The following is a 24,795-nucleotide window of genomic DNA, read 5'->3' as shown; positions in this document are numbered from 1 at the left end:
CCACGGTAAAGATGAGCCCCGAAGGCTCAAACTGCAGGATCAAGCGTGCTTAGTTGGCCTGACTGACCATGGTTTTAACCATCGTCCACTTGCCATCTTTAACTTCGTAGATGGTGACGGCGATTTCTTTCAGGTCGCCGTTCTGGTCGTAGGCAATGTTGCTGCTGGTGGCGCCGTTGCGTTTCAATGCGGCCAGTTTGGGCAGGTAGTCTTCTGCTTTGGAAGAACCGGCTTCCTTCATGGCGGTGATCATGTTCCAGGCGCCGTCGTAGGCGTACGGAGCGTAAACACCGGGTTCTGCCTTGAAGCGGGCCTGGTAGTCCTTGGCAAACTTCTCGCCAGCCGCCATGGTGGACAGAGGCACACCTGCCAGGGAGGCGTAAGTGCCGTCAGCAGCTGCACCGGCCAGACGCAGGAAGGTGTCGCTACGTGTCATTTCGCCCGAAACCAGCGGGGCCTTGATGTCCAGCGTCTGCATCTGACGTTTCATCGGGCCGGACTGCGCATCCAGACCACCAAAGAAGATGGCATCGGGTGCCTTGGACTTGATGTTGGTCAGAATGGAGGTGAAGTCGTTGGCTTTGTCCGTGGTGTATTCACGGGCCACGATCTGACCACCGGCTTTTTCTACTGCGCGGGCAACCTGGTCAGTCAGACCTTGGCCGTAAGCAGTACGGTCGTCGATCAGGGCTACTTTCTTGGCAGCCAGATCCTTGACGATGAACTGACCCACAGCCGCACCTTGCTGGGTGTCGCTGGTCATCATGCGGAAGGTGTTGTCGTAACCTTGCTGGGTGTACTCAGGCGAGGTTGCCATGGCGATCTGGGGGATACCCGCGTCGTTGTATACGCGCGAAGCAGGAATCGTGGTGCCCGAGTTGAAATGGCCCAATACGCCATCCACACCGTCGTCCACAATTTGCTGGGCGACCTGGACCGCTGTACGCGGGTCAGCCTGGTCATCCTTGGCCACCAGTTCAAAACGGGCGGTTGCGCCATCAATTTCAATTTTCTGGGCGTTGGCTTCTTCCAGCGCCAGCACCAGACCATTGCGCATGTCTTCACCGTAGTGAGCCTGCGGGCCGGTCAAGGGGGCGGAAAAGCCCAGCTTGATTACCTTGTCAGCGGCAAAAGCAGGACTCGCTGCCAATGCACCAAAAACCGCGGTCGAAACCAAGGCCAATTTAAAGCTCGTGATGGACTGCATATTGTTCTCCTTCGTTTTTTAATATAGCCGCGCTACATGCCGGCCCGTGCCGTGAGAATGAACGCAGGGCCGCCGCTCCAGGTGAAATGTGCGACCAAACGTGTGCATAGAAATGGGTGCCATCTGATGTCAACCGACCATCATCAAACTGGCATTGCCCCCAGCTGCCGCTGTATTGGTACTGACCGAGACTTCGCGCAACAAACGCTCGACGAGGTAAGTCGCGCCCCCCTCCAATTCCTGCGTCAACAGCCCTTGAACCCCAACAATGGGGCCACGGCGTTCAGCCACTTGTCCCAATACTTGCCGGAGTTCGTCGCTGTCGCCTTCAAACAAAACAGCATCATAATCTGCCTCACCCAAATCGGACATGGCAATTTGCTCGGCAGGCGCGTCCTGCCAGCCTCCCAGACCCAAACGGTCCAGTAGGATGGCCTGGTTGCCGCTACGTGCGCAGGCCTCGCGCTGAGCTTGCCAGCCGTGCACGCTGACAGGCATGCACAGAACGCGACCTCGTGGGTGCAACTGATAAATATTGGACTCGCCCGTCGGACCAGGCAAGACCGCGCCCTGCTCCTGCCAAGCTTGCAAAGGCAGGTTCTGCGGGCAACGGCTAAGCAGTCGGCGCAAGTACAAGGGGCCGCCTGCTTTGGGGCCTGTACCCGACAAGCCCTCACCACCGAAAGGCTGTACGCCCACCACCGCGCCCACCATATTGCGGTTCACATAGACGTTACCAGCGTGAATGCGCGAAACGACACGCTCCACGGTTTCATCCAGACGGGTGTGAACGCCAAAGGTCAGTCCGTAACCACGTTCGTTGATCTGATTGATCAGGCTGTCCAGCTCGCTACGCTTGAAACGCATCACGTGCAGAACGGGACCGAAAATTTCGCGTTCCAGATCCTTGACCTGCTCGATCTCGATAATGGTCGGCAAGACAAAGGTACCTGTCAGGCTGCGGCTTTGTTCACTTTGCGTGATACGGAAACCAGCCTCGCGCATGGCGCTGATGTGCTCTTCGATACCGGAGCGGGCTTCTTCATCAATCACCGGACCTACATCCGTGCTGAGCAGGTCGGGATTGCCCACGCTCAGCTCCTGCATGGCACCGTTGAGCATGTTCAGCACACGCTCGGCCACATCTTCCTGGATGCACAGCAGCCGCAAGGCGGAACAACGCTGGCCTGCCGAGTCGAAAGCAGAATTCAGCACATCAAACACCACCTGCTCAGGCAAGGCCGAGCTGTCGACCACCATGGCATTCAAGCCACCAGTTTCTGCAATCAGCGGGACGGCCTGACCGTCTGCCGTCAGGCGTTTAGCCAATTGACGATTCAAGCCCATGGCAACGGCGGTCGAGCCGGTAAACATCACAGCATTAACCTTCTCACTGGCCGCCAAAGGCGCGCCCACGGATGGGCCATCACCAGGCAGGAGCTGCAAGGCACCGGGAGCAATCCCTGCCTTGTGCAGCAGCTCGACAGCGGCCGCCGCAATCAGGCAGGTTTGTTCAGCAGGCTTGGCCAGGACGACGTTGCCTGCAGCCAGAGCCGCCGAGACCTGACCCAGGAAAATAGCCAAGGGGAAGTTCCAGGGGCTGATGCACAGCACCACACCGACGGGACGATATTCGTCATTATCAAAGTCGCGCAGAACCTGTCCGGCGTAGTAACGCAGGAAGTCCACGGCTTCACGCACTTCGGCAATCGCATTCGCATAGGACTTGCCAGCTTCACGCACCAGCAGGCCCATCAAGTCCTGCATATTGTCTTCCAGCAGTTGGGCGGCTTGCTGCAAGGCGGCGGCGCGTTCTTCTACCGGCGTGGCCTGCCAGATCGGTGCATAGTGGCTGGCGGCGTCCAAAGCCTGCTCCACATCCTGTGCAGTGGCAAACATGACCTGCCCCACTACGTCCTGATGATTGGCTGGATTACGCACAATCGTTGCCTTGGACTCGTCCCAGACCGGATTGCCCTGCCCCAGGATAGGCTGAGCCTGACGTGGCAAGGCAGCGGTTTGCATCAAGGTAGCGGCCAAAGAACCCAGGCGGTGCTCGTTGCTTAAATCCAGGCCAGCCGAGTTCAAGCGCTGCTCCGCCTCCCAGTACAACTGGCGCGGCAACGGAATCTTGTCATGTGGTCGACCCAAGGGTTGCAGGCTCAGGGCCTGAGCCACGGGGTCGGCAATCAGCTGCTCCATGTTCACATCGGCATCGCCAATCTGATTCACGAAAGAGGTGTTGGCACCGTTTTCCAGGAGACGACGCACCAGATACGCCAGCAAGGTTTCGTGAGAACCAACGGGTGCATAGATACGGCAAGGACGGTTCAGCTTGCCGTCCTTGATCGGGCCGACTACCTCGTCGTACAGGTCCTCGCCCATGCCGTGCAGGCACTGGAACTCATATTGACCGGTGTAGTAGTTCTGACCGGCCATCACATAAATAGCGGCCAGGGTTTGCGCATTGTGTGTCGCAAACTGCGGGTAGACGGCTTCTGGGGCCTGCAAAAGCTTGCGAGCGCAAGCCAGGTAAGATACATCCGTGTGCACCTTGCGGGTGTAGACGGGGTAGTCTTCCAGACCATCAACCTGCGCGCGTTTGATCTCCGAATCCCAGTAGGCGCCTTTCACCAAGCGCAGCATCAAGCGGTGACCGCTGCGGCGGGCCAGATCAATCAAGTAATCGATGACAAAGGGTGCCCGCTTTTGATAAGCCTGCACCACAAAGCCAATGCCGTTCCAACCTGCCAAAGACGGGTCAAAACACAGCTTGTCCAGCAGATCCAGGGACACTTCCAGGCGGTCTGCTTCTTCGGCGTCAATATTCAGGCCCACATCGTAGTGATGCGCCAATTGTGCCAAGGACAACAAGCGCGGGAACAACTCCCGCATGACGCGATCGCGCTGGGAACGGCTGTAACGTGGGTGCAGTGCGGACAGCTTGATGGAAATGCCGGGGCCTTCGTAAATCCCACGACCCTGGCTGGCACGACCAATCGCGTGGATGGCCTGCTCGTAAGCCTGGTAGTAGCGCTGCGCGTCTTCCGCTGTCGTCGCGGCCTCACCCAACATGTCGTAGGAATAACGGAAGCCCTGCTCTTCAAACTTGCGGCTATTGGCCAGTGCCGAGGCAATGGTTTGGCCAGTCACAAACTGTTCGCCCATCATGCGCATGGCAACGTCCACGCCTTTACGGATCAGGGGCTCGCCACCCTTGCCGATCATGCGGGTCAAGGCGGAGGACAAATTCTTTTCACTATTTACACTGACCAGGCGCCCCGTCAGCATCAAGCCCCAGGTGGCGGCATTCACAAATAGCGAGGGGGACTCACCCATGTGTGCACGCCAGTCGCCGTGGCTGATTTTGTCGCGAATCAAGGCATCGCGTGTCGCGCGGTCAGGGATACGCAGCAAGGCCTCTGCCAGACACATCAGGGCAACGCCTTCCTGGCTGGACAAGGAGAATTCCTGGATCAGACCTTCTACGCCGCCGCCACGGCGCTTGGCGCGCAAGGCTTTAACCAGACGAGCGGCCAACTCCTGGGCACGCGCACTTTGAGAAGAACGCGCTGCACTTAACAGCAAGGGCAGACAGTCGGTTTCTGGACGGCGGTAGGCGGCGGTAATGGCTGCGCGCAACACACTTTGCGGTTGCACATCCTGTGCAAAGCCGTAAAACGGGATGGAAGGCATGAGTACACCTTCTTCGGCGGCTTCGGAGTCCCCCCCGCTTAGCAGCGCCAATTCGCTGGGCAGCACACCGCGCTCGATTCCTTCGATATAAGACAGCAAGGCCTGCTTATGCAGCCAATGAGGGGTGCACTGCAACTGATCCGCCGCACGCCGCAGGCGCTCGCGCAGTTCTATATCGACTTTAATCCCTAAGGTTGTGCTCGCCATGCTTCTTATCCCGGTTACGCTTTGTTGACTGCGATAAGCCGAAATAATACTGACGGTTAACCCAAATTCGTATTCAGGTTAACCCGCACAGGAAAAAGTTAACCCAAGTGGTTAACTGACGCAGAGCATGGCTTTGCTCAGGTTAACCGGGACAGGTTTACCTTGCATTTGTGCGGCCAGTGCATCCGCCCAGCGCTGCTGCAATTGGCGATGCGCCTGCACCAGTTCTGGCACAGAGGACGCAGGCTCGGAGTCCAGCCAGCGGCATTGCTGGACCTTCCCCTCAAAGCCAACTGGCGTCAGTGTCCAGCTCAACTCCAGGGTAGCGCGTTCGCCATAGACAGATTCGAAGCGCTGTACCAGCACATCGATCTGCCACAGCGGTGTTTTCGGAGCAGCGCTGGCCAACTGGGGAACGCCCAGGCGATCCTGCAAACCAGACGCCAAAGCCAGGGACATTTCATCAGGTAAAGGTGAGGCCCACTGGCTATCGTTGAGCAGGTTGACCTGCCCGCCCGCGGTCTGCGTCAGCACAAAGGATCGACGATCCAATTGAGCAGGCACATCCATGCGTCGCAACTGAAAGCCCTTCCACACTTGCGTGGAAGGAGCCGCAGCCGCCGGAGCGGCATTGGACGCTTGCAAGGTGTAGTAAGTAGGCGTGGTCGAAGCGCAAGCCGTCAGCAAACCGGCGAACGCCACGGGAATCAGAAAACGAGACATCATGGCGCAGGCTCCGGCAGCACGTCAGGGGAACGACCTCGCAGGACCGCCGAGGGCTGGCTTTGCAAGGTATCGCTTAAATCACGCAGGGATCGCAAGGAGCGCTTCAGCTCGCTCAAGGTTTGATCCACAGAAGTATTGAAGGAAGAATCCGAATCCAGCATGGCACCCAGTTTCTGAACAGCGGCATCCATGGACTTGAGAGCGCCATTGAGCTGCGGCACCGTCGTCTTGTCCAATTGCTTGAGCACCTGACCTAGCTCCGTGAGCCCGCTTTGCAGATTCTTGCCGATCTGATCGAACGGGATAGCAGCAATCTTGGTAACGATATCGCTGACCTGCTCCTGCAAACGGTCGAAGTCGCCCGCAATGACGGGCACCACCAATGGCTTGGCGTTTTCATCGAAGTCCGCTTCAGGCGCTTTGTCGAAGAACTCTAGAGCAATGTACTGCTGGCCCGTAATCAGGCTGGCAGGACGCAATTGACCACGCAGACCACGCTCAACCATCGGTTTGAACAAGGCGCTCATTGGATCTTTCTCGTCCGGTCTAGCCTCCACCACCCGCTCGTACAGGCGGCCAAAACGCTGCGGGTAGATACGTGCCTTCACCAAGGCAAAGAAGCGCTTGCGCTCAAAGTCGAACTCCAAGTCCACGTCGTAGACCTGTCCCAGCTCAAGGCCCCGGAACTCCACCTTGGAGCCCGGCACCAGGCCACGCACGGACTGATGGAAATGGAAGCGCAATTCAACCGCGGGACCATCCGGCTCAGCCATCGCGCGCTCTTGTGTGGGGAACAGTTCGTATTGCGAATCAGCCTGAGCAATATCCGTAGGCTCGCCTTCCATCTGATCAAAGGCCAGACCTCCTGCCAAGGCAGAGACCAAAGAATGCGTACGCACATTAAAGCCAGTGGAATCCAGCGACATATTGACGCCGCTGACGTTCCAGAAGCGCGAGCCCTGCGTCACGAATTTGTCGTTAGGAGCATCGACAAACACCTGCACACGCACGCCATTGCCTTCTTCGTTCAGCTCATAACTGCTGACTTGCCCAACCTGTATGCCCTTGTAGTACAAGGGCGAACCCAGATCCAGCGAGCCCAATTCGGGCGCAGTCAACACGTAACGCTTACCAGCACGGCCACTGGTTACTTCCGGCGGACTTTCCAGGCCCACAAAGTCCAGTTGCTCGCCTTTTTTATTCACTTCAAAAGGCGCGTCCACACCGATATAAACACCCGACAACAAGGTGCCCAGACCGGAAACCCCACTTAAACCCAAACGCGGGCGCACCACCCAGAACCGCGTGTCTTTTTGGGTAATGAACTCGGAGCCATCACGCTCGAGCTGCGCCGTGACCAAAACCCCTTTTCGATCCGGAGACACCTGAATGTCCGAAATCGTACCCACATCCACTTCGCGATAACGTAACTTGGTTTGATCCACGGCCAAACCCTCGGCTGAATCAAAGCTGATCGTGATACGCGGTCCGGTCAACATCCAGTTTCTCAGCACCAAAGACGCCCCTACCAAGGCGGCGGCTATGGGCAAAATCCAGATCCAGGAGAATCGGGATCGCTTGGCAGGAATCAGTCTAGGCTGCGCAGGCTCGGTCTGACCGTCAGGCTGATTAGTTGTAGGATCGTGCACCTTGTTTCCTTCAGGAAGTCGCCTGTGAGGCAGGCGGAGACGGCGTAGTTTGCGGTTCTATTATTGGTTCTTCGTGGGTATCCTGGTCCCAGCCTTGGCGAGGATCGTAGCTAAGCGCGGCCAGCATGGTCAAAACCACCACCATGCCAAAGCTCAAGGCCCCCGCTCCAGGAATAATCTGCGACAAGCCGGGGAAGTTTGCCAAGGCCGCCATCAGGACCACCACGAATACGTCCAGCATGGACCATTGCCCAATCAGCTCGACCATGTCGTAAATGCGATTGCGTTGACGCTGTACAGCATTGCCACGCCAACGACGCCCCAACAAAAGAATCATCAAAGCCAGGAGTTTGGTGATGGGGACCACAATACTGGCGATGAACACGATCAATGCCAGATCCCAGGAACCCAATTGCCAGAGTTCAATGACCCCACCCAAAATCGTATGCGCGCTACTGCCTAAAATGCTGCGCAGCTCCATGACAGGCAGGACATTGGCGGGAATATAGAACACGCAGGCCGTCAACACCAGAGCGGCCACTCGTGTACGGCTATTGGGCTTGCGTTTATGCACAGTTGCACCACAACGGTCACAGTCCGGTTTCTGACTGGACTGCACGAAGCCACAGTGGGTACAGGCACTCCAGGTTGGATGCTCTTTCAAGACCTGCCGGGTCGAAACCGGCACCAGATCACGATCCTCTGCCCAGCGCCACAAGCGCCCCGCCGTAATACGGCTCAAGCCGGTCAGCAGGAAGGTCAGAGCAAAAAAGGCGTACAGACCTGGCGCAATCGTCAAATGCCCGATCCCGGCAAATTTCACCATGGCCACAATCAAGCCCAGGAACAGCACAGCCGTCATGGACCAATGCTCCAGATGGCTCAAAGCACGCAGGCCAATACCGAAATCGCCCGGCAAGGGCTTTTCTCGGGCAATCAGGCCCAAGGCCCAGAACTGGAAAATCAGTTGAAACAGCGGCAGCCAGAAACCCACCAGCCCGGCCATGACGGACAAGCCCCAATACCCTTGCTGCCAGATCAGCAACAGGGCTTTGGGAAACGTGGGCGACACTGTTTTACCCGCCATGCTCAGATAGACAACGGGAAACAGATTGGCAATCAGAAAAAGAATAAAAACCGCCAAGACCAGCGCTTGCCATTCACGTGGTGAAAAGCGGCTGTGGCGGTAAAGTTCAGTATCGCAACGCACACAACGAGCGAGCCCCGCTCCTTGAACGGGGACTCGCTCGTGTACGGTGTCACAGTGCGTACAGACGATTAAGGGGCGCGATGCCCTCACGGCTTAGTCGACTAATTCCGGCTCGGGACGGGAAGAGGCCTTGCTACCGGGCTCATCAGGTCCTGAAGAAGGATATTCCAGTACCACCTCGCCGTTCTCGTCCAGATCCACCTCGACCTGACCACCATCGACCAGACGACCAAACAGCAGCTCGTCGGCCAAGGCACGGCGAATAGTGTCCTGAATAAGCCTGTGCATGGGGCGGGCACCCATGGCTGGGTCGAAGCCCTTGGCAGCCAGATGTTCGCGCAAGGCGTCCGAGAAGGACACTTCTACGCGCTTCTCGTGCAGCTGGTTTTCCAGCTGCATCAGGAACTTGTCCACCACGCGCAGGATAATGTCGCGCGACAAAGGCTTGAAGCCAATGATCGCATCCAGACGGTTACGGAACTCTGGCGAGAAGTGACGCTTGATATCCTGCATTTCATCACCCGAGCGCTGGGGCTGGGTAAAGCCAATGCTGGTCTTGTTCAGCGCTTCGGCTCCGGCGTTGGTGGTCATGATCAGGATGACGTTGCGGAAATCGGCCTTGCGACCGTTGTTATCCGTCAGCGTGCCGTGATCCATCACCTGCAGCAGGATGTTGTAGACGTCCGGGTGCGCTTTCTCGATTTCGTCCAGCAGCAGCACGCAGTGCGGCTGTTTGGTAACGGCTTCGGTCAGCAAACCACCCTGATCGAAACCGACGTAACCAGGAGGAGCACCGATCAGGCGCGACACGGTGTGACGCTCCATGTATTCGGACATGTCAAAGCGCAGCAGCTCTACGCCCAGCACAAAGGCCAACTGACGCGCCACTTCGGTTTTACCCACGCCGGTCGGGCCGGAGAACAGGAAGGAACCAATAGGCTTGTCAGGCAGACCCAGGCCAGAGCGCGCCATCTTGATGGCAGCTGCCAAGGCGTCAATGGCTACATCCTGACCAAACACCACCGATTTCAGATCGCGGGCCAGGGTTGCCAGCTTGTTGCGATCATCACTGGAGACCGTCTGGGGCGGAATGCGTGCAATACGCGAAACCGTTGCCTGGATGTCGGCCTTGCCGATAACCTTTTTCTGCTTGGAACGTGGCAGCAAGCGCTGCGCTGCACCAGCCTCGTCGATCACGTCGATGGCCTTGTCCGGCAAAAAGCGGTCGTTGATATAACGGGCGGACAACTCCGCTGCCGCCGTCAGGGCCGCCGCCGAGTAACGTACACCGTGGTGCTCTTCAAAACTGGACTTCAAACCACGCAGAATCTGGATGGTCTGCTCCACTGTCGGCTCAGCCACATCAATTTTCTGAAAGCGACGCGACAAGGCGTGGTCTTTTTCGAAAATTCCGCGGTATTCCGAGTAGGTGGTCGCACCCAGACACTTGAGCTGACCGGAAGACAGCGCAGGTTTGAGCAGGTTGGACGCATCCAGCGTACCACCCGAAGCCGAGCCGGCTCCGATCAGTGTGTGGATTTCGTCGATAAACAAAATGGACTGTGCCGTTTCCTTGAGCTGCTTGAGCACCGCCTTCAGGCGTTGCTCGAAGTCGCCCCGATATTTGGTCCCGGCCAGCAAGGCACCCATATCCAGCGCGTAAACACGCGCTTCACTAAGAATATCCGGGACGTCACCACGCTGAATGCGCAGCGCCAAGCCTTCGGCAATCGCGGTTTTACCCACGCCAGCCTCCCCGACCAGCAAGGGGTTGTTCTTGCGGCGGCGGCACAGCACCTGGATGACACGCTCCACTTCCTTTTCACGGCCAATCAAGGGATCAATGCGACCCAGGCTGGCTTCGGTATTCAGGTCTGTAGCGTACAGATCCAGAGGGGACTTCTGGGCGTCCGAGCGCGTGTCGGCTTCCGCAGCAGCGGCGGCCTTGGGTGGCTCGGGGGCAGCAGGTTCCGGATTGGCCTTGGTGATACCGTGCGAGAGGAAATTGACAACATCCAGGCGCGAGACACCTTGTTGCTGCAGGTAATACACCGCATGCGAATCTTTTTCCCCGTACATCGCCACCAGCACATTGGCACCGGAAACCACATTTTTACCGGAGTTGCTGGACGATACGTGCATGATGGCACGCTGTATCACACGCTGAAAGCCCAGCGTGGGTTGGGTATCGACCTCGCCTTCACCAGGGAAAGTGGGCGTATTTTCGTTAATGAATTTACGCAGATTCTGGCGCAGTGCATCAATATCGGCAGCACATGCTTTCAACACTTCCAGCGTGGAGGCGTTATCGAGCAGGGACAACAGCAGATGCTCTACCGTGATGAATTCATGGCGCGCGGCACGAGCCTCGACAAAGGCCATGTGTAGACTGACTTCAAGTTCTTCGGAGATCATGCTTCCTCCTACACGGCAAGAGTAAAACTAGGGGTTAAAGCTATTCTATGACTAATTTGCCTGATCTGAACAATACGGTAAACCATTAAATGGTCAAGCATCAGGCACCGGCTCCATCACACACTGCAAAGGGTGCTGTCGCGACTGCGCCAGTTGTCGCACAATTTCCACCTTGGTGGCGGCAATGTCGCGTGGATACACACCACAGACCGCCCGACCCTCGTAATGTACTTTAAGCATAAGCTGTTCGGCCTGCTCCGGGGTCTTGGCAAATACCCGCTCCAGTATATTCACCACGAACTCCATGGGTGTGTAGTCATCATTGAGCAAGATGACCTGATACATGGGTGGTGGGGCAAGCCGCGCGGATTGGCGCTCTACCGTTGTGGCGCCTTGCTTATCGATCTCAATGGCCATAATACAGAACTAGGTGCTTTCCATAGGTTGACTGGGGGGAACAAAATTCAGCATCATCCGACTGATCGTGTCAACTTCACAATAAAAAAGTGAGGTGCCGCGATCACAGGCCCAGGGAGGGGCCGAAAAAAGTATCAACCATACACTAAGTTGAGAGGCAGCAAGCATGTCGGAAACTACCACCACCGCAGGCACTGGAGACAATCAAAAACTATCCGGGACCGTTAAGTGGTTCAATGATGCCAAAGGCTTTGGGTTTATTACACCCGATAACGGCGGCGAAGATCTCTTCGCTCATTTTTCATCCATTCAGATGAACGGGTTCAAGACTTTGAAAGAAGGCCAGAAAGTTCTGTATGAAGTCGCCCAAGGCCCCAAAGGCAAGCAGGCACTTAATATTACTTCGCCTTAAGATCTCTTGCGCTCTCGATTCTAACAAAAGCAGGTTCGCAACACACATGCAGTATCGCACTACGACTACGGGGCCTGCGCGCCCTGTTTTTTTTGCCTGTCTTCTGGCAGCGCTTTGTATTAGCGCCCCGGTCCAGGCGGATGAGACTCTTCCCACCCTGACACTATCCCTGGGTTCCAAACAAATCCAGGCGGAAGTGGCCGATCGCGACGAGACTCGTGCTCAAGGCTTGATGCATCGAGAAAGCCTGGCCCCCGATCACGGCATGTTATTCGTATTCGAGCAAAGCGGAATGCCTTGCTTCTGGATGAAGAATACACCTCTGCCGCTGGATATTGCCTTTATTACTGAAGAAGGCACGATCACCAATATCGAGGCCATGCAGCCCTTTGATCTTCAATCCCACTGCCCGGTGCGACCTGTGCGCTATGCCTTGGAGATGGAACAAGGCTGGTTCAAGCAAGCAGACAAAAAGGCCGGTGAGACAATCACCGGCCTGCCTGCCCTGCAACCTTAGTTAGACGCGCTCAAGAATCAAAGCCACGCCCTGGCCGACACCAATACACATGGTGCACAGGGCGTAGCGTCCGCCTGTGCGATGCAATTGGTTGATGGCCGCAATCGCCAGACGCGCACCACTGGCACCCAGAGGGTGACCCAGCGCAATCGCGCCCCCGTTCGGGTTCACGCGAGGATCGTTATCAGCCAGACCCAGCATGCGAGTCACCGCCAGACCTTGAGCGGCAAAGGCCTCGTTCAGCTCGATCACATCCATTTGATCCAGAGTCAGACCCGCCAAAGCCAGCACCTTCTGGCTGGCAGGTGCCGGGCCAATACCCATGATGCGCGGCTCCACACCAGCAAACGCCATGGCCACCACACGAGCACGCGGAGTCAGGCCTTGGGCTTCGACGGTTGCCTTGTTGGCAACCAGCAGCGCGCACGCACCATCGTTCACACCCGAGGCGTTGCCCGCGGTCACGGTGCCATCGGCACGCACGACAGGCTTCAAGCGAGTCAGGGACTCCAGAGTCGTGGCACGTGGGTGCTCGTCCTTATCCACCACAATGGGATCGCCCTTGCGCTGGGGAATGATCACAGGGGTAATTTCTTCAGCCAGAATGCCGGCTTCCTGGGCAGCGGCAGCACGCAGCTGGCTATTCAGGGCAAACACGTCCTGGTCTTCACGGGACACATTGAACTGCTGAGCCACGTTTTCAGCCGTTTCGGGCATGGAGTCCACACCGTACTGCTCTTTCATGGCTTTATTGATGAAGCGCCAGCCAATCGTGGTGTCATAAATACCTGCGCTGCGGGAGAACGCCGTTTCAGCCTTGCCCATGACGAAGGGAGCGCGGCTCATGCTTTCCACACCACCGGCCAAGATGAAAGAGGCATCGCCAGCGCGAATGGCGCGAGCAGCCGAACCAATCGCGTCCAGGCCCGAACCGCACAGACGGTTCAAGGTCACGCCAGGCACGTCCACGGGCAAACCGGCTAGCAGAGCGGACATCCGTGCCACGTTGCGGTTGTCTTCACCCGCCTGGTTGGCGCAGCCATACATCACATCATCCAGCTTGCTCCAATCGATTTGGGGGTTGCGCTTCATCAGCGCGGCAATAGGCACCGCACCCAGGTCATCCGCCCTCACAGCGGACAGCGAACCGCCATAACGTCCGAAAGGCGTACGAATTGCGTCACAAATAAAGGCGTCCTGACTCATGAAATTCACCCTGATATCTTGAATAAAATCACGTGAGAGCACTATGAAGAGCGCTCGAAATCTACTGTTTTGATAGTAGCGCTTGAGTACAGCCGGGTTTTTTCTGGTGATTCAGCATGTCCGCAGTGCGGTCAGTTTAGCGCGTCCAGTCCCGAACGATCCGGCGGTCTATGCGCCAAAGCGCCTGGTACAGTGACAAGCCGAATCCGCAGCAGGAAAAGCTTATTCAATTCTCATACCCGCAACGCCAGGTAATCACGGCATTAAGAAAACAAGGCGCGCTCGCACAGGAAAGCAGACGGAAGCCCTCTTTCCTGCACTCAAACCAATATGAGGACGCTCGTTTTTACAATCGCCAGCCGAACTACCCACTCAAAGCAGCGCTAGAACGGTTCGGCGCAATTAAGCGCTTGACCACTTGAAGCAACTTCCGCTTGTGCCAATTCTAGTCGGGCGGCCAGGATGTCAGCCTGGAAGGCCTCCTCACTCTGCACACGAGCCACCGCGGCGGCGCCTATCACACGCCCCGCCTCCACATCACTTTGCCAATGTACATTGCAAATGACTCGACTTTGACCGAAAGACAGGCCACGAGCCAGCAACTCATTACTTCGTTCGGGGCTGATCTGCGCCAACACTAGTGCCCATGCCCAGCCAGCAGCCGCATGGCCGGAGGGATAGGAACCATCATTGCGCAAAAACTCCTCATCCGCTGGCGTGCATGTATCTTCATTATGAAGATCGAAAGGACGCACCCGCTGATACTTGTTTTTGGCTCCGTAAGTGGATAGACCCGCATCAGGCAACAAGCGACGCATCATCTGATAAATAACCGGCGTGCTCTCTTGGTCGATTTGAACTCCCAATGCGCACGAATAATTCTGAGCGGGCCGTGGAAATACCAAGTCTGCATCTTGTTTAGCCAATGCCCAGCGAGCTGACCCTTTTAGCTGCCCGGCAGCCCGACGCGCTTCTTCATCCCGGGCAAAGGCCGCACTATCTGCAGCCGGCGGCGGATCGAGGAGCATCACACTATCAGGCAGTTCAGTTTGGTCCAAGTAACCAGCCACCCGCTTGACGGAAGAGTGACTTTCCTTGACTTCCAAATGTGTAGAAGGCTGGGCGCTCAACTGACCCGCCGACAAAACCAAGACACTGCCCACCAGGCCCAACAAGGCAGGACGAACACGCAAAGCAGCAGACATAGCAGACCTCGACTAAAGGAGCAAAAAGCCCCGGTTTCGGAAAACGCCAACGGCCGCGTGTGGAGCTCTTGACCCGGCTGAGACCGGTAAACACTGGAGCTGCACCCCGGCACGATTGGAAGGCAATCCGCGATCTTGCCATTGCAGCCGCCAAACTGAATAGCGTGCTTGCCATTTGGTGCCACAGATCAAGCACCCTCATGGCCTGCTCATGGCATACTTCCCCCGTTGACATCCTCTACAGGCTCATCACCATGCAAGGCAAGCCCGAAGTCCTCGACTATCTAAATCAACTGCTGCGCGGCGAACTCGCAGCGCGCGACCAGTACTTTATCCATTCCCGCTTTTACGAGCATCTGGGTTTCACGCAGCTTTACGAGCGCATGAACCACGAAATGGAAGAAGAAACACAGCACGCTGACGCCCTGATACGCCGCATCCTGATGCTCGACGGTATTCCCGACATGCGCCCCAATGCGTTTGAACCCGGAAAGGACGTGGTCGGCATGTTGCGCAAGGATCTGGAACTGGAATATGAAGTTCGCGCGGCTCTGCAAAAAGGCATAGCACTGGCAGAATCCGCCAGCGATTTCGTGACACGCGACATCATTCTGGCCCAGTTGCGCGACACGGAAGAAGACCACACCTACTGGCTGGAGAAGCAATTGGGCCTGATCGAAAAAGTGGGCCTGGAAAACTACCAGCAATCCCAGATGTAAGGTCTTCACCAACAAGGCATGGCCGCATACGCCCTATGACTTGTTTTCATTGACGCCATAAAAAAACCGCCAGCATGCGCATGGCGGTTTTTTTATTGCCGGGTAGCCCTCCAATGAGCGCTACCCTCAACCAGGATGATTAACCCAGGTTCTTGGCGGCAAAGTCCCAGTTCACCAGGTTCCAGAAAATTTCCAGGTACTTGGGACGGGCATTGCGGTAGTCGATGTAGTAGGCGTGTTCCCACACATCACAGGTGATCAGGGCGACGTCGTCGGAAGTCAGCGTCGTGCCAGCGTTGCTGGTGTTGACGATGTCCAGGGAACCGTCGGCCTTTTTGACCAACCAGGTCCAGCCCGAACCGAAGTTGCCAACGGCAGACTTGGTGAAGGCTTCTTTGAAGGCGTCAAAGCTGCCCCATTTGGCGTTGATGGCATCAGCCACTTTGCCGGTAGGAGCGCCGCCGCCGTTAGGGGACAGGCTGTTCCAGTAGAAAGTGTGGTTCCAAACCTGAGCAGCGTTGTTGAACACGCCACCGGAGGATTTCTTGACCACATCTTCCAGGGAAGCGTTTTCAAATTCGGTGCCAGCAACCAGATTGTTCAGGTTGGTGACGTAAGCCTGGTGATGCTTACCGTAGTGAAACTCCAAAGTTTCCTTGGAGATATGTGGCTCAAGGGCGTTGAGTTCGTATGGAAGAGCTGGAAGAGTGAATGCCATTTCAATTCCTTCTAAAAAAAAACCGTGTTTGGTATCCAACAAGGACGACGCAGCCTAGAGCAGATCGTGCGTGCGCACCACATCCACCGACACATGACCGCGACTCAACTCGACATCGAGTCGTTCACCAATCTTTAAGTCTAACGCATTTTTTACAACTTTCCCCTCGCTATCCCTGACTATGGCATATCCACGATTGATGATAAGGCGCGGGGACAAGGCTTGCAGCGTTTGCTGGGCCGCGGCCAAGCGCTGGCGACGCAAAACCAGCGCATGATCCAGACCTTTTTCCAGCCGTTGGAAAAGCATATTCAGATTTTGCTGTCTTGACGTCAGCTGAGGAATGCTGCGCTCCAAACGCGCCCTCAAGGTAGTCAGGCGCAACGCAGCAGTATCGGGGACGCTGCGAGCCACACGTTGCAGCCTTTGGGTCAGATGATCCAGACGTTGCTGCTGCTGGGCCAGGCGTTGATGCGGAGAGACCAATTTGGCTACCGCCCGATCCAGACGCAGAGAGGCCCGATCCAGATGACGCTGCACACCATGGCTCAACGCGCCCATGCGCGCAAACACCTGTTCCAGTAACTGATCGCGCCCCAGACAGGCCAGTTCGGCGGCGGCGGTTGGCGTGGGTGCGCGCAAGTCAGCTACAAAATCAGCAATGGTGAAGTCTGTCTCGTGCCCCACCCCACTAATAATAGGGATAGGACTGGACGCGATCAGACGCGCCAGACCTTCGTCGTTAAAAGCCCAGAGATCTTCCAGACTTCCGCCCCCACGTACCAGCAAGAGCGTATCAACCTCGGCCCGCTCAATCGCCGTTTCCAAAGCTTGCCGCAATCGCGGCGGTGCTTCTGCTCCTTGAACCGGAGCAGGATAAATAATGATGCGCACGTGCGGAGCACGACGCTCCATCGCTGTCAGGACATCCCGCAAGGCCGCGGCTGCCAGGGAAGTGATAATACCTATGCTGCGCGGCAAGGTGGCGATGGGGCGTTTGCGCTCAGGATCGAACAAGCCTTCGCTTTGCAACTGCCCTTTCAGCCGCAAAAAGGCTTCGTGCAAATCCCCCAGCCCGGCGCGGCGCATGCCTTCCACCTGAACCTGGAAGTCCCCGCGTGCCTCGTACAAGGTAACCGAGCAACGAAACTCGAAGCGCTCGCCCGCACGCGGCACGAATCCCACGGCCTGGGCACGCCCCCGAAACATCACGGCACGAACGGCTGCCTTGTCATCCTTGATGGAAAAGTACCAATGCCCGGAAGCGGCCTGGGTAAAGTTCGACACCTCACCACTGACCCAAACCACGGGCATATGCTCATCCAGCAACTGGCTGACACGGCGATTCAACTGTGCCACGGTCCATACCGCAGGTGCTCTAGATTCTTGATAATGCATCATATTCTTTGTTTTTGACTCGCCCCGAACGAGTTTTCCACCGTTCCGTATCCACAACTGTCATGCTTTTGTCAAATAGACGCCAAGACAATGGCTTCCGTTGAACACCTGATGCAGCACTTTATCGAAAGCGGATAAGCCATTGAAATTAAAGACTATTTATAAAAACACCAAGATGGTCGAAAATTAGCCAGAGAACCTCTAAACCACCGCCCGAGCCACTATGGGATGTTTTATACACAGAATTATCCACAGTTTTTGTGGATAGTTTTAGCACTACACCTATTACTTCAAATACATCAGGGGTTTGGCCGTGCTTTGTGGGAAAAGACCGTAAAGTGTACCGCGCTCGCGCCGGAACATTCCCGCAATGCGGACAGGGGCTCTACAATAAGCGCTGATTTATTTCGTGACCGGATAATAGACTCGTGCTTACTTTGATCCATGCCGCTGGCTGGCCTGTCTGGTTCCTGCTGGCCTGCTCCATTCTTGCCCTGGGTTTGATCCTGGAGCGTCTTTTAGCCCTGCGCAGCAAACGAATTCTACCGGCCGGACTGGCACGCCAGATCAGCGAGCTAACGGCCCAGAACCGGATTCAGGACGAGTCCCTGCCCCGCCTGTACGATAACTCCCCTCTGGGTCGAGTATTAGCCACCGTACTGAAAAACCGCCACCAAACTTCCGCCGTGCGTGAGTCTGCGGTCGAGGCAGAAGGCAAAGACATCAGCTACCAATTGAACAAGTACATTCCGGCACTGGGCACCATTGCCGTGATCGCCCCTTTGCTGGGCCTGTTTGGTACGGTTATTGGCATGATCGACATCTTTGCTGCCTACGACCCCGCCGGTGGCGACCCCAGCCTGATTGCCCGTGGCATTTCCGTGGCCCTGTACAACACCGCCCTGGGGATTCTAATTGCTGTCCCGGCCATGATCTTTCACCGCTACTTTCGCAGCCGTGCCGACTATCTGCTTCACTGCCTGGAAACGGAAGCGGGTGCGCTGGATCGTCTGTTGGCTCAGAGGGCCGTCTGATGCGCTTTCGCCGAGCCCAAGACCAGGACACGCTGGAACTGAATCTGGTGCCCTTGATAGATGTTTTGCTGGTGGTGCTGATTTTCCTGGCTGCCAGCAGCACCTTCGTGCGCTATCGCCAGTTGGATGTTTCCTTGCCCCAGGCTCAAGCCCAGACCGCACAAACCACGGACCTGCTATTGGCTATCAGCCAGGACGGGCGCTACGCCTTGAACGGTATGTGGCTGGATGCCAGCAGTGGCTCTCCCCTTAGCCACGCCTTGTCGAGCGAAAAGACTGACGAAAACAGCAGCCTGCTGATTCTGGCCGATGCCCAAGCCCCCCACTTCGCGGTGGTACAGGCTATGGAGGCCGCCCGTCAGGTTGGCATTCATCGCATTCACTTTGCGACCCAGGCCCCATGAGTGCGCGTGTCCGCCTGACTCATTGGCTTCACCAGCAGTGGCAGAAAAAGGGCTGGTTCAGCCTTGTGATGCGCCCGCTTTCAGCGCTGGCTGCGCTCTTCGTACAGCGCAAGCAGCAACGCTACGAGCAAGATCCCGCCGCATCCTACCGCAGCCCGGTGCCGGTGATCGTGGTGGGCAATATCATCGTGGGTGGCGCAGGCAAAACCCCCGTCGTCCTGGCTCTGACCGAGCAATTGCGCGCCCTGGGATGGACACCCGGCATTGTCAGCCGAGGTTACGGGGTAGAGATCGGCCCCAGCCCGCGCGTAGGCCAGGGCCAATTAGCCGCCGAACAATTTGGCGATGAACCCACCCTGATTGCCGCCCAAACCCGGGCCCCCATCGCCGTTCACCCTCGCCGTGCGCTGGCGGCCCAGGCTTTGCTCGAGAAATATCCGGCAGTCGACCTGATTATTTCGGATGACGGCCTTCAACATCTGGCCTTGCAACGCGATATGGAAGTCGTGGTACAGGATGCTCGCGGTGTGGGAAATGGCTTGCTGCTGCCAGCCGGACCATTGCGTGAAAGTCCCGAACGCCTGCGTCGCGTGGACTGGCTGATCAGCCAGATTGTGGCCGACCAAACGCCGCCTTCCACCCCTCAACCCACCGAGCCTGGCCGCGCCCTGAGCATGAGCCTGCGTCCTTATCAGCTGGAACACCTGAGTTCGGGCCGTCGCCTGAGCTGGTCGGACTGGTATCAGGAATACGGCCAGCAAGAACTGCAGGCGCTGGCCGCCATTGGCCAGCCCGCCCGTTTTTTCACGATGCTGCGCGCTTGTGGTCTGCATCTGAGCCAGACTTTCCCCCTGCCCGACCATGCCGCCTTGCAAGCTCAGGACTTTCAGGCCCTGCATGAGGGGCCGGTACTCATTACCCGTAAAGACGCCGTAAAATGCCAGCACCTGAACGACCCACGTCTGTGGGTTGTGGATGTCCAGCCCGTGTTTTCACGCCCGGACTGGATTGCTGAACTGGATAGCCTGCTGCGCGAACGGCGCTCAACCTTACCCACATTACCCGGAGTTCAATAATGGAAGCTCGCCTACTCGAAGTGCTGGTCTGCCCCTTGTGCAAAGGCCCGCTGCGCCACGACCGCGAACAGCAAGAATTGGTCTGCAAGGCCGACAAACTGGCCTTCCCCATTGTGGACGGCATCCCTACCATGCTGATCAACGAAGCACGTCAACTGGACGCGCAGGAACCTTCCAGCAACTGATATGACTTTTTCCGTCATCATCCCTGCCCGCCTGGGTTCCACCCGTCTGCCCAACAAACCGCTGGCCGACATTGCAGGCCATCCCATGATCGTGCGTTGCGCTCAACAAGCCGCGCAAAGCGGGGCGCGTCAGGTCTGGGTGGCGACGGACTCACCGCAAGTGCTGGAGGCTGTCCAGGCGCATGGTTTCAATGCCTTGCTGACCGATGCAGAACACCCGACCGGCACCGACCGTCTGGCCCAGGCCGCTCGCCTGCTGGAGCTGTCCGAGGACGAGATCGTGGTCAATGTGCAAGGTGACGAACCCCTGATTCAGCCCGAACACATCAATGCCGCCGCCGAGCTGCTGGCGCGCAGCGAACAGGCCGACATTGCCACGCTGGCCGCGCCCATCAAGAACGCCGAGACACTCTTTAGCCCCAATGCCGTCAAAGTGGTTTGCGACCTGCAAGGCCGCGCCCTGTACTTTTCCCGCGCTCCCATGCCCTGGGCCCGCGACGCGCTGGCCGGTGGCGAACAGGTACTGGCCGACGGGCTTCCCGCATTGCACCATATTGGCCTTTATGCCTACCGAAATCGCTTCCTGCAGCAGTACGCCCAGCTACCTCGTGGGCCACTGGAACACTTCGAGTCTCTAGAGCAACTGCGAGCCATGGAAAACGGCTTCCAGATTATGGTTCACCGCCTCCAGGAGATTCCTGCTGCCGGGGTAGACACCGAACAAGACTTGGAAAGAGTACGCGCTCACTTCGCAAATCGGTTATAAAAGATCTTTTTTCTGCTCTATCCGAATAAAAAATGCGCTAAATATGCTGCAACGCATCATACTGAAGCGAGAATCGGATCGACGCATTTCCTGGAGGAATTCATGCGACTCATACTGCTCGGGCCCCCTGGTGCCGGCAAAGGCACTCAAGCTGCTTTCATCACCGAGAAATTTGGTATTCCACAAATTTCCACGGGCGATATGTTGCGTGCCGCTGTCAAAGCCCAAACCCCGCTGGGTGTAGAAGCCAAAAAAATCATGGACGCCGGCGGCCTGGTTTCGGATGACCTGATCATCGGCCTGGTACGCGATCGCCTGCAAGCAGCCGACTGTGAGCCCGGCTACCTGTTCGACGGTTTCCCACGCACGATTCCCCAGGCTGATGCCTTGAAGGATGCCCAGGTCAAACTGGACTTCGTGATCGAAATCGACGTACCGGAAGAAAGCATCATCGAACGCATGAGCGGCCGCCGTATCCACGCTGCCAGCGGTCGTAGCTACCACGTCACCTTCAATCCACCCAAAACCCCAGGTGTGGACGATGTGACGGGCGAACCCTTGCTCCAGCGCGACGATGACCGCGAGGAAACCGTACGCCACCGCTTGTCTGTCTATCGCGAGCAGACCCGCCCTCTGGTCGATTACTACTCGCAATGGTCAGCCACCGGCGACCCAGAAGCTCCGGCCTATCGCAAGATTTCCGGCGTGGGCAGCGTCGATGAGATCCGCCAGCGCATTGTGGACGCCCTGGCAAGCTAAGTAAGTCAAGATTCAGCCGGCCCCAAAAGGGCCGGTTGTTTATTATCCAAGGGAGACAAGCTCATGCAAATCAATAACAAGACTTTTATTGTCACCGGCGGCGCATCGGGTCTGGGCGCAGGCACCGTACGTATGCTGGTTGAAAATGGCGCCCGCGTGGTGATCGCCGATATTCAGGACGAGGCCGGTGAGGCTCTGGCCAAAGAGCTGGGCCAACTTTATCAGCACTGTGATGTTACTTCCGAGCAAGATGCCCAGGCCGTCGTGGATCTGGCTTGCCAGGACAGCGCCCGCCCCCTGTTCGGACTGATCAACTGTGCCGGCGTGGCTCCCGCCTCGCGCACGGTAGGACGCAATGGCCCGCACACGCTGGACCTGTTCCAGAAAACCGTCATGATCAACCTGGTCGGCACCTTCAATATGTGCCGCCTGGCCGCCGCGGCCATGGGCAGCAATACCCCAGAAGCCTCGGGCGAGCGTGGCGTGCTGATCAACACCGCTTCGGTAGCCGCCTATGATGGCCAGATTGGCCAAGCCGCTTACGGTGCTTCCAAAGCCGGTGTGGTCGGTTTGACCCTGCCTCTGGCCCGCGATCTGGCCCAGACCGGCATCCGTGTCATGACGATTGCTCCCGGCATCTTCGGCACCCCCATGATGTTTGCCATGCCTCAGGAAGTTCAGGACTCCCTGGCGGCCAGCATTCCTTTCCCATCGCGCCTGGGTCGCCCTGAAGATTTCTCCCAACTGGTGCAGAGCATCATCAATAATGAAATGCTCAATGGCGAAACCATCCGTCTGGATGGCGCTATTCGTATGGCACCAAAATAACTTTCTGTATCGGCTCCAATGGGTTTGTTTCGCTCAGCGGCCACAATTAGTGGCCTGACGCTGCTGTCTCGTATCACCGGACTGGCACGCGATATTCTGATTGCCCGCGCCTTTGGGGCGGGCCCGCTCACCGACGCTTTCTGGGTGGCATTTCGCATTCCCAATCTGCTGCGACGCCTGTTTGCAGAAGGAGCGTTTTCACAAGCCTTTGTCCCCATCCTGGGGCAGGTGCGCAAGGAGCACGAGCAGGACAAGGTCCAGCAATTGCTGGACCGCGTCGCCCTGCTGCTGACCTTTGCTGTCATGCTGGTCACTGCCATTGGCATTGTTGCGGCCCCCTGGGTCGTCAGTGCCATGGCCAGTGGCCTGACCGCCCCCGAGCGACAAACCGAATTTGGTGCCGCCATCACCATGACGCGCATGATGTTCCCCTACATCATCTGCATGTCGCTGGTGGCTTTTGCCTCTGCGGTACTGAACACCTGGAGCCGCTTTGCGGTTCCGGCTTTCACTCCTATCCTGCTGAATCTGTCCATGATTGGCGCCAGCCTGTTTCTGGCCCAGCATATGGAAACACCCATTTACGCCCTGGCCGTTGGGGTGATGGTGGGCGGTCTGGCCCAATTGCTGGTGCAATGGAGCGCATTGGCCCGTCTGGGCCTGTTGCCACGATTCTCGCTACGACTGGGTGAAGCGCGCCGCGACCCTATCGTGCAGCGCATTCTTAAACAGATGCTGCCCGCCATTCTGGGCGTTTCTGTTGCGCAGATTTCCCTGCTGATCAATACCAATATCGCCACTTGGCTGCAGTCCGGCAGCGTGACCTGGCTGTCCTTTGCCGACCGTCTGATGGAGTTCCCCACTGCCCTGCTAGGTGTGGCACTGGGCACGGTCTTGCTGCCCAAGCTGTCGGCCGCCCATGCCGGCAAGGACGACAAGAACTACAGCGGCTTGCTGGACTGGGGCCTGCGCCTGGTCCTGCTGCTGGGCCTGCCTGCCGCCCTGGGCATGGCCTTACTGTCCGACGGCCTGGTCGCCACCCTGTTTCACTACGGTGCGTTTGCTGCCGCTGATGTTGCCCAGACCAAATTGGCAGTCGGTGCCTATTCGGTTGGCCTGGTGGGCCTGCTGGCCATCAAGATTCTGGCCCCCGGCTTTTACGCCCGCCAGGATATCCGCACTCCCGTACGCATCGCCATTGCCGTCCTGATCATTACCCAGCTCTTTAACCTGGTACTGGTGCCTACCTTTGCCCATGCCGGGCTGGCCTTGTCGATTGGCCTGGGTGCCACCGTCAATGCGCTGACCTTGCTGGTCATGCTGCGAAAGCGCGGGATTTACCAGCCCAATCATGACTGGTTACGTTTTTTCCTGAAGATTATTCCTGCCCTGGCTGCTCTGGCCGCCGTCCTCTTGCTGGCTGACCGTTATATCGACTGGATCAGCCTGGGAGCCACGCCCCTGCTGCGTGTGCTGTATCTGGGCGGCGTGTTGCTTGCCAGCGGCATTTCCTATTTCGGCATGTTGTTTATCGTAGGCATTCGCCCCTCTTACTTTACAAAGCGGGCTTAGTATCCTAGAATAATTGTCTTTGCCGATTAAACTTTAAAACTTAGGCTTTATTAAAAATGGCTAATTCCGCACAAGCACGCAAGCGCGCCCGCCAAGCAGTGGCTCGCAACAAACACAACGCCAGCATCCGTTCCATGCTGCGTACCGCTATCAAGCGCGTTCGCCAGGCTATCGAAGCCGGTGACAAAACCGCTGCTAACGAAGTATTCCGCAAAGCGACCAGCATCATTGATCGCGTTGCCGACAAGAACATCATTCACAAGAACAAGGCTGCCCGCCACAAGAGCCGCCTGTCTGCTGCTATCAAGGCCCTGGCCTGATTGCTGAAGATTTTTAATGGTTTAATCGGCTCTGGCCTAAAAACCAGTTAGAAAGGGGGTGCTTAGCACCCCTTTTTTATTAGCCACAAAACCATTGCCTGAACATGCAGGCCAATCATGCTAAGTTATGGATTTGCTTTTTCATTAGC

Annotated in this window: 23 protein-coding genes; 12 read left to right on the top strand and 11 right to left on the bottom strand. The window is 57.2% G+C overall.

Translation table 11 applies throughout. From position 1 onward, the window contains the following. Positions 1-49 precede the first annotated feature (49 nt). The 7 genes from WFM49_RS05585 to clpS form a co-directional block, all read right to left on the bottom strand. A complete protein-coding gene (locus WFM49_RS05585; RefSeq protein WP_009455707.1) occupies positions 50-1,207 on the bottom strand; it encodes a branched-chain amino acid ABC transporter substrate-binding protein in 1,158 nt (385 codons plus the stop codon). A 129-nt stretch (positions 1,208-1,336) separates the two neighbouring features. Continuing rightward, positions 1,337-5,110 (bottom strand): trifunctional transcriptional regulator/proline dehydrogenase/L-glutamate gamma-semialdehyde dehydrogenase, encoded by a 3,774-nt coding sequence (putA, locus tag WFM49_RS05580; protein ID WP_021446750.1) that lies wholly within the window; start codon positions 5,108-5,110, stop codon positions 1,337-1,339. Positions 5,111-5,221: 111 nt separating this feature from the next. After that, the gene (locus WFM49_RS05575; RefSeq protein ID WP_009455706.1) at positions 5,222-5,836 is read right to left on the bottom strand and encodes a PqiC family protein; all 615 of its coding nucleotides are present in this window, start codon (positions 5,834-5,836) and stop codon (positions 5,222-5,224) included. Further along, positions 5,833-7,485, bottom strand: a complete 1,653-nt coding sequence (locus WFM49_RS05570) for a PqiB family protein (protein WP_009455704.1) — start codon at positions 7,483-7,485, stop codon at positions 5,833-5,835. The genes WFM49_RS05575 and WFM49_RS05570 overlap by 4 nt, the downstream gene beginning before the upstream one ends. 10 nt (positions 7,486-7,495) lie before the next feature. After that, positions 7,496-8,695, bottom strand: coding sequence for a paraquat-inducible protein A (locus WFM49_RS05565; RefSeq protein WP_052159178.1), 1,200 nt, complete (start codon positions 8,693-8,695; stop codon positions 7,496-7,498). Between the two features lie 93 nt (positions 8,696-8,788). Continuing rightward, entirely contained in the window at positions 8,789-11,110 is a 2,322-nt protein-coding gene (clpA, locus tag WFM49_RS05560) for an ATP-dependent Clp protease ATP-binding subunit ClpA (RefSeq protein ID WP_336972209.1), read from the bottom strand. Positions 11,111-11,203: 93 nt separating this feature from the next. Then, positions 11,204-11,527 (bottom strand): ATP-dependent Clp protease adapter ClpS, encoded by a 324-nt coding sequence (clpS, locus tag WFM49_RS05555; protein ID WP_026482895.1) that lies wholly within the window; start codon positions 11,525-11,527, stop codon positions 11,204-11,206. Between the two features lie 166 nt (positions 11,528-11,693). On the opposite strand from clpS, the gene WFM49_RS05550 reads away from it, so the two are divergent. Both WFM49_RS05550 and WFM49_RS05545 read left to right on the top strand, forming a co-directional pair. After that, on the top strand, positions 11,694-11,939 hold the full coding sequence (locus tag WFM49_RS05550) for a cold-shock protein (RefSeq protein WP_003801483.1): 246 nt from the start codon (positions 11,694-11,696) through the stop codon (positions 11,937-11,939). A gap of 46 nt (positions 11,940-11,985) precedes the next feature. Next, the gene (locus tag WFM49_RS05545) at positions 11,986-12,456 is read left to right on the top strand and encodes a DUF192 domain-containing protein (protein ID WP_115635105.1); all 471 of its coding nucleotides are present in this window, start codon (positions 11,986-11,988) and stop codon (positions 12,454-12,456) included. On the opposite strand, the gene pcaF is transcribed toward WFM49_RS05545, so the two are convergent. Continuing rightward, positions 12,457-13,662, bottom strand: a complete 1,206-nt coding sequence (pcaF, locus tag WFM49_RS05540) for a 3-oxoadipyl-CoA thiolase (RefSeq protein WP_042487885.1) — start codon at positions 13,660-13,662, stop codon at positions 12,457-12,459. A gap of 383 nt (positions 13,663-14,045) precedes the next feature. Continuing rightward, on the bottom strand, positions 14,046-14,867 hold the full coding sequence (locus WFM49_RS05535) for an acid phosphatase (protein WP_336972205.1): 822 nt from the start codon (positions 14,865-14,867) through the stop codon (positions 14,046-14,048). Between the two features lie 254 nt (positions 14,868-15,121). Here WFM49_RS05535 and bfr point away from each other — a divergent pair, with 254 nt between their 5' ends. Next, positions 15,122-15,586 (top strand): bacterioferritin, encoded by a 465-nt coding sequence (gene bfr, locus WFM49_RS05530; protein ID WP_009455687.1) that lies wholly within the window; start codon positions 15,122-15,124, stop codon positions 15,584-15,586. Between the two features lie 139 nt (positions 15,587-15,725). On the opposite strand, the gene sodB is transcribed toward bfr, so the two are convergent. Further along, a complete protein-coding gene (gene sodB / locus WFM49_RS05525) occupies positions 15,726-16,304 on the bottom strand; it encodes a superoxide dismutase [Fe] (RefSeq protein ID WP_009455685.1) in 579 nt (192 codons plus the stop codon). Positions 16,305-16,358: 54 nt separating this feature from the next. Continuing rightward, positions 16,359-17,705 (bottom strand): exodeoxyribonuclease VII large subunit, encoded by a 1,347-nt coding sequence (gene xseA, locus WFM49_RS05520; protein ID WP_026482899.1) that lies wholly within the window; start codon positions 17,703-17,705, stop codon positions 16,359-16,361. A gap of 425 nt (positions 17,706-18,130) precedes the next feature. Between xseA and WFM49_RS05515 the strand changes: the two genes are divergently transcribed. From WFM49_RS05515 to rpsT, 9 genes are all read left to right on the top strand, one after another. Next, entirely contained in the window at positions 18,131-18,736 is a 606-nt protein-coding gene (locus tag WFM49_RS05515) for a MotA/TolQ/ExbB proton channel family protein (protein WP_035268192.1), read from the top strand. Beyond that, complete coding sequence (locus WFM49_RS05510) at positions 18,736-19,140, top strand: ExbD/TolR family protein (RefSeq protein WP_250757038.1); 405 nt, start codon at positions 18,736-18,738, stop codon at positions 19,138-19,140. Before WFM49_RS05515 ends, WFM49_RS05510 begins: the two co-directional genes overlap by 1 nt. Further along, positions 19,137-20,216, top strand: a complete 1,080-nt coding sequence (lpxK, locus tag WFM49_RS05505) for a tetraacyldisaccharide 4'-kinase (RefSeq protein WP_336972202.1) — start codon at positions 19,137-19,139, stop codon at positions 20,214-20,216. Before WFM49_RS05510 ends, lpxK begins: the two co-directional genes overlap by 4 nt. Further along, complete coding sequence (locus WFM49_RS05500) at positions 20,216-20,401, top strand: Trm112 family protein (protein ID WP_009455665.1); 186 nt, start codon at positions 20,216-20,218, stop codon at positions 20,399-20,401. Before lpxK ends, WFM49_RS05500 begins: the two co-directional genes overlap by 1 nt. Position 20,402: 1 nt before the next feature. Beyond that, positions 20,403-21,167 (top strand): 3-deoxy-manno-octulosonate cytidylyltransferase, encoded by a 765-nt coding sequence (gene kdsB / locus WFM49_RS05495; RefSeq protein ID WP_336972201.1) that lies wholly within the window; start codon positions 20,403-20,405, stop codon positions 21,165-21,167. Between the two features lie 102 nt (positions 21,168-21,269). Further along, positions 21,270-21,926: an adenylate kinase gene (gene adk, locus WFM49_RS05490; RefSeq protein WP_009455661.1), complete on the top strand. Its 657-nt coding sequence runs from the start codon at positions 21,270-21,272 to the stop codon at positions 21,924-21,926. A 63-nt stretch (positions 21,927-21,989) separates the two neighbouring features. Beyond that, positions 21,990-22,754 (top strand): 3-hydroxyacyl-CoA dehydrogenase, encoded by a 765-nt coding sequence (locus WFM49_RS05485; protein ID WP_336972199.1) that lies wholly within the window; start codon positions 21,990-21,992, stop codon positions 22,752-22,754. 18 nt (positions 22,755-22,772) lie between these two features. Further along, positions 22,773-24,326, top strand: a complete 1,554-nt coding sequence (gene murJ, locus WFM49_RS05480) for a murein biosynthesis integral membrane protein MurJ (protein WP_083053773.1) — start codon at positions 22,773-22,775, stop codon at positions 24,324-24,326. Between the two features lie 56 nt (positions 24,327-24,382). Next, entirely contained in the window at positions 24,383-24,646 is a 264-nt protein-coding gene (gene rpsT, locus WFM49_RS05475) for a 30S ribosomal protein S20 (RefSeq protein ID WP_009455654.1), read from the top strand. Positions 24,647-24,795 lie beyond the last annotated feature (149 nt).

Origin of the sequence: Alcaligenes sp. PF14, assembly GCF_037150615.1 — a bacterium.
Taxonomy (GTDB): domain Bacteria; phylum Pseudomonadota; class Gammaproteobacteria; order Burkholderiales; family Burkholderiaceae_B; genus Alcaligenes; species Alcaligenes phenolicus.
The sequence above is the reverse complement of the archived record's forward strand: the minus strand, read 5'-3'. Positions and strand labels throughout refer to the sequence as shown.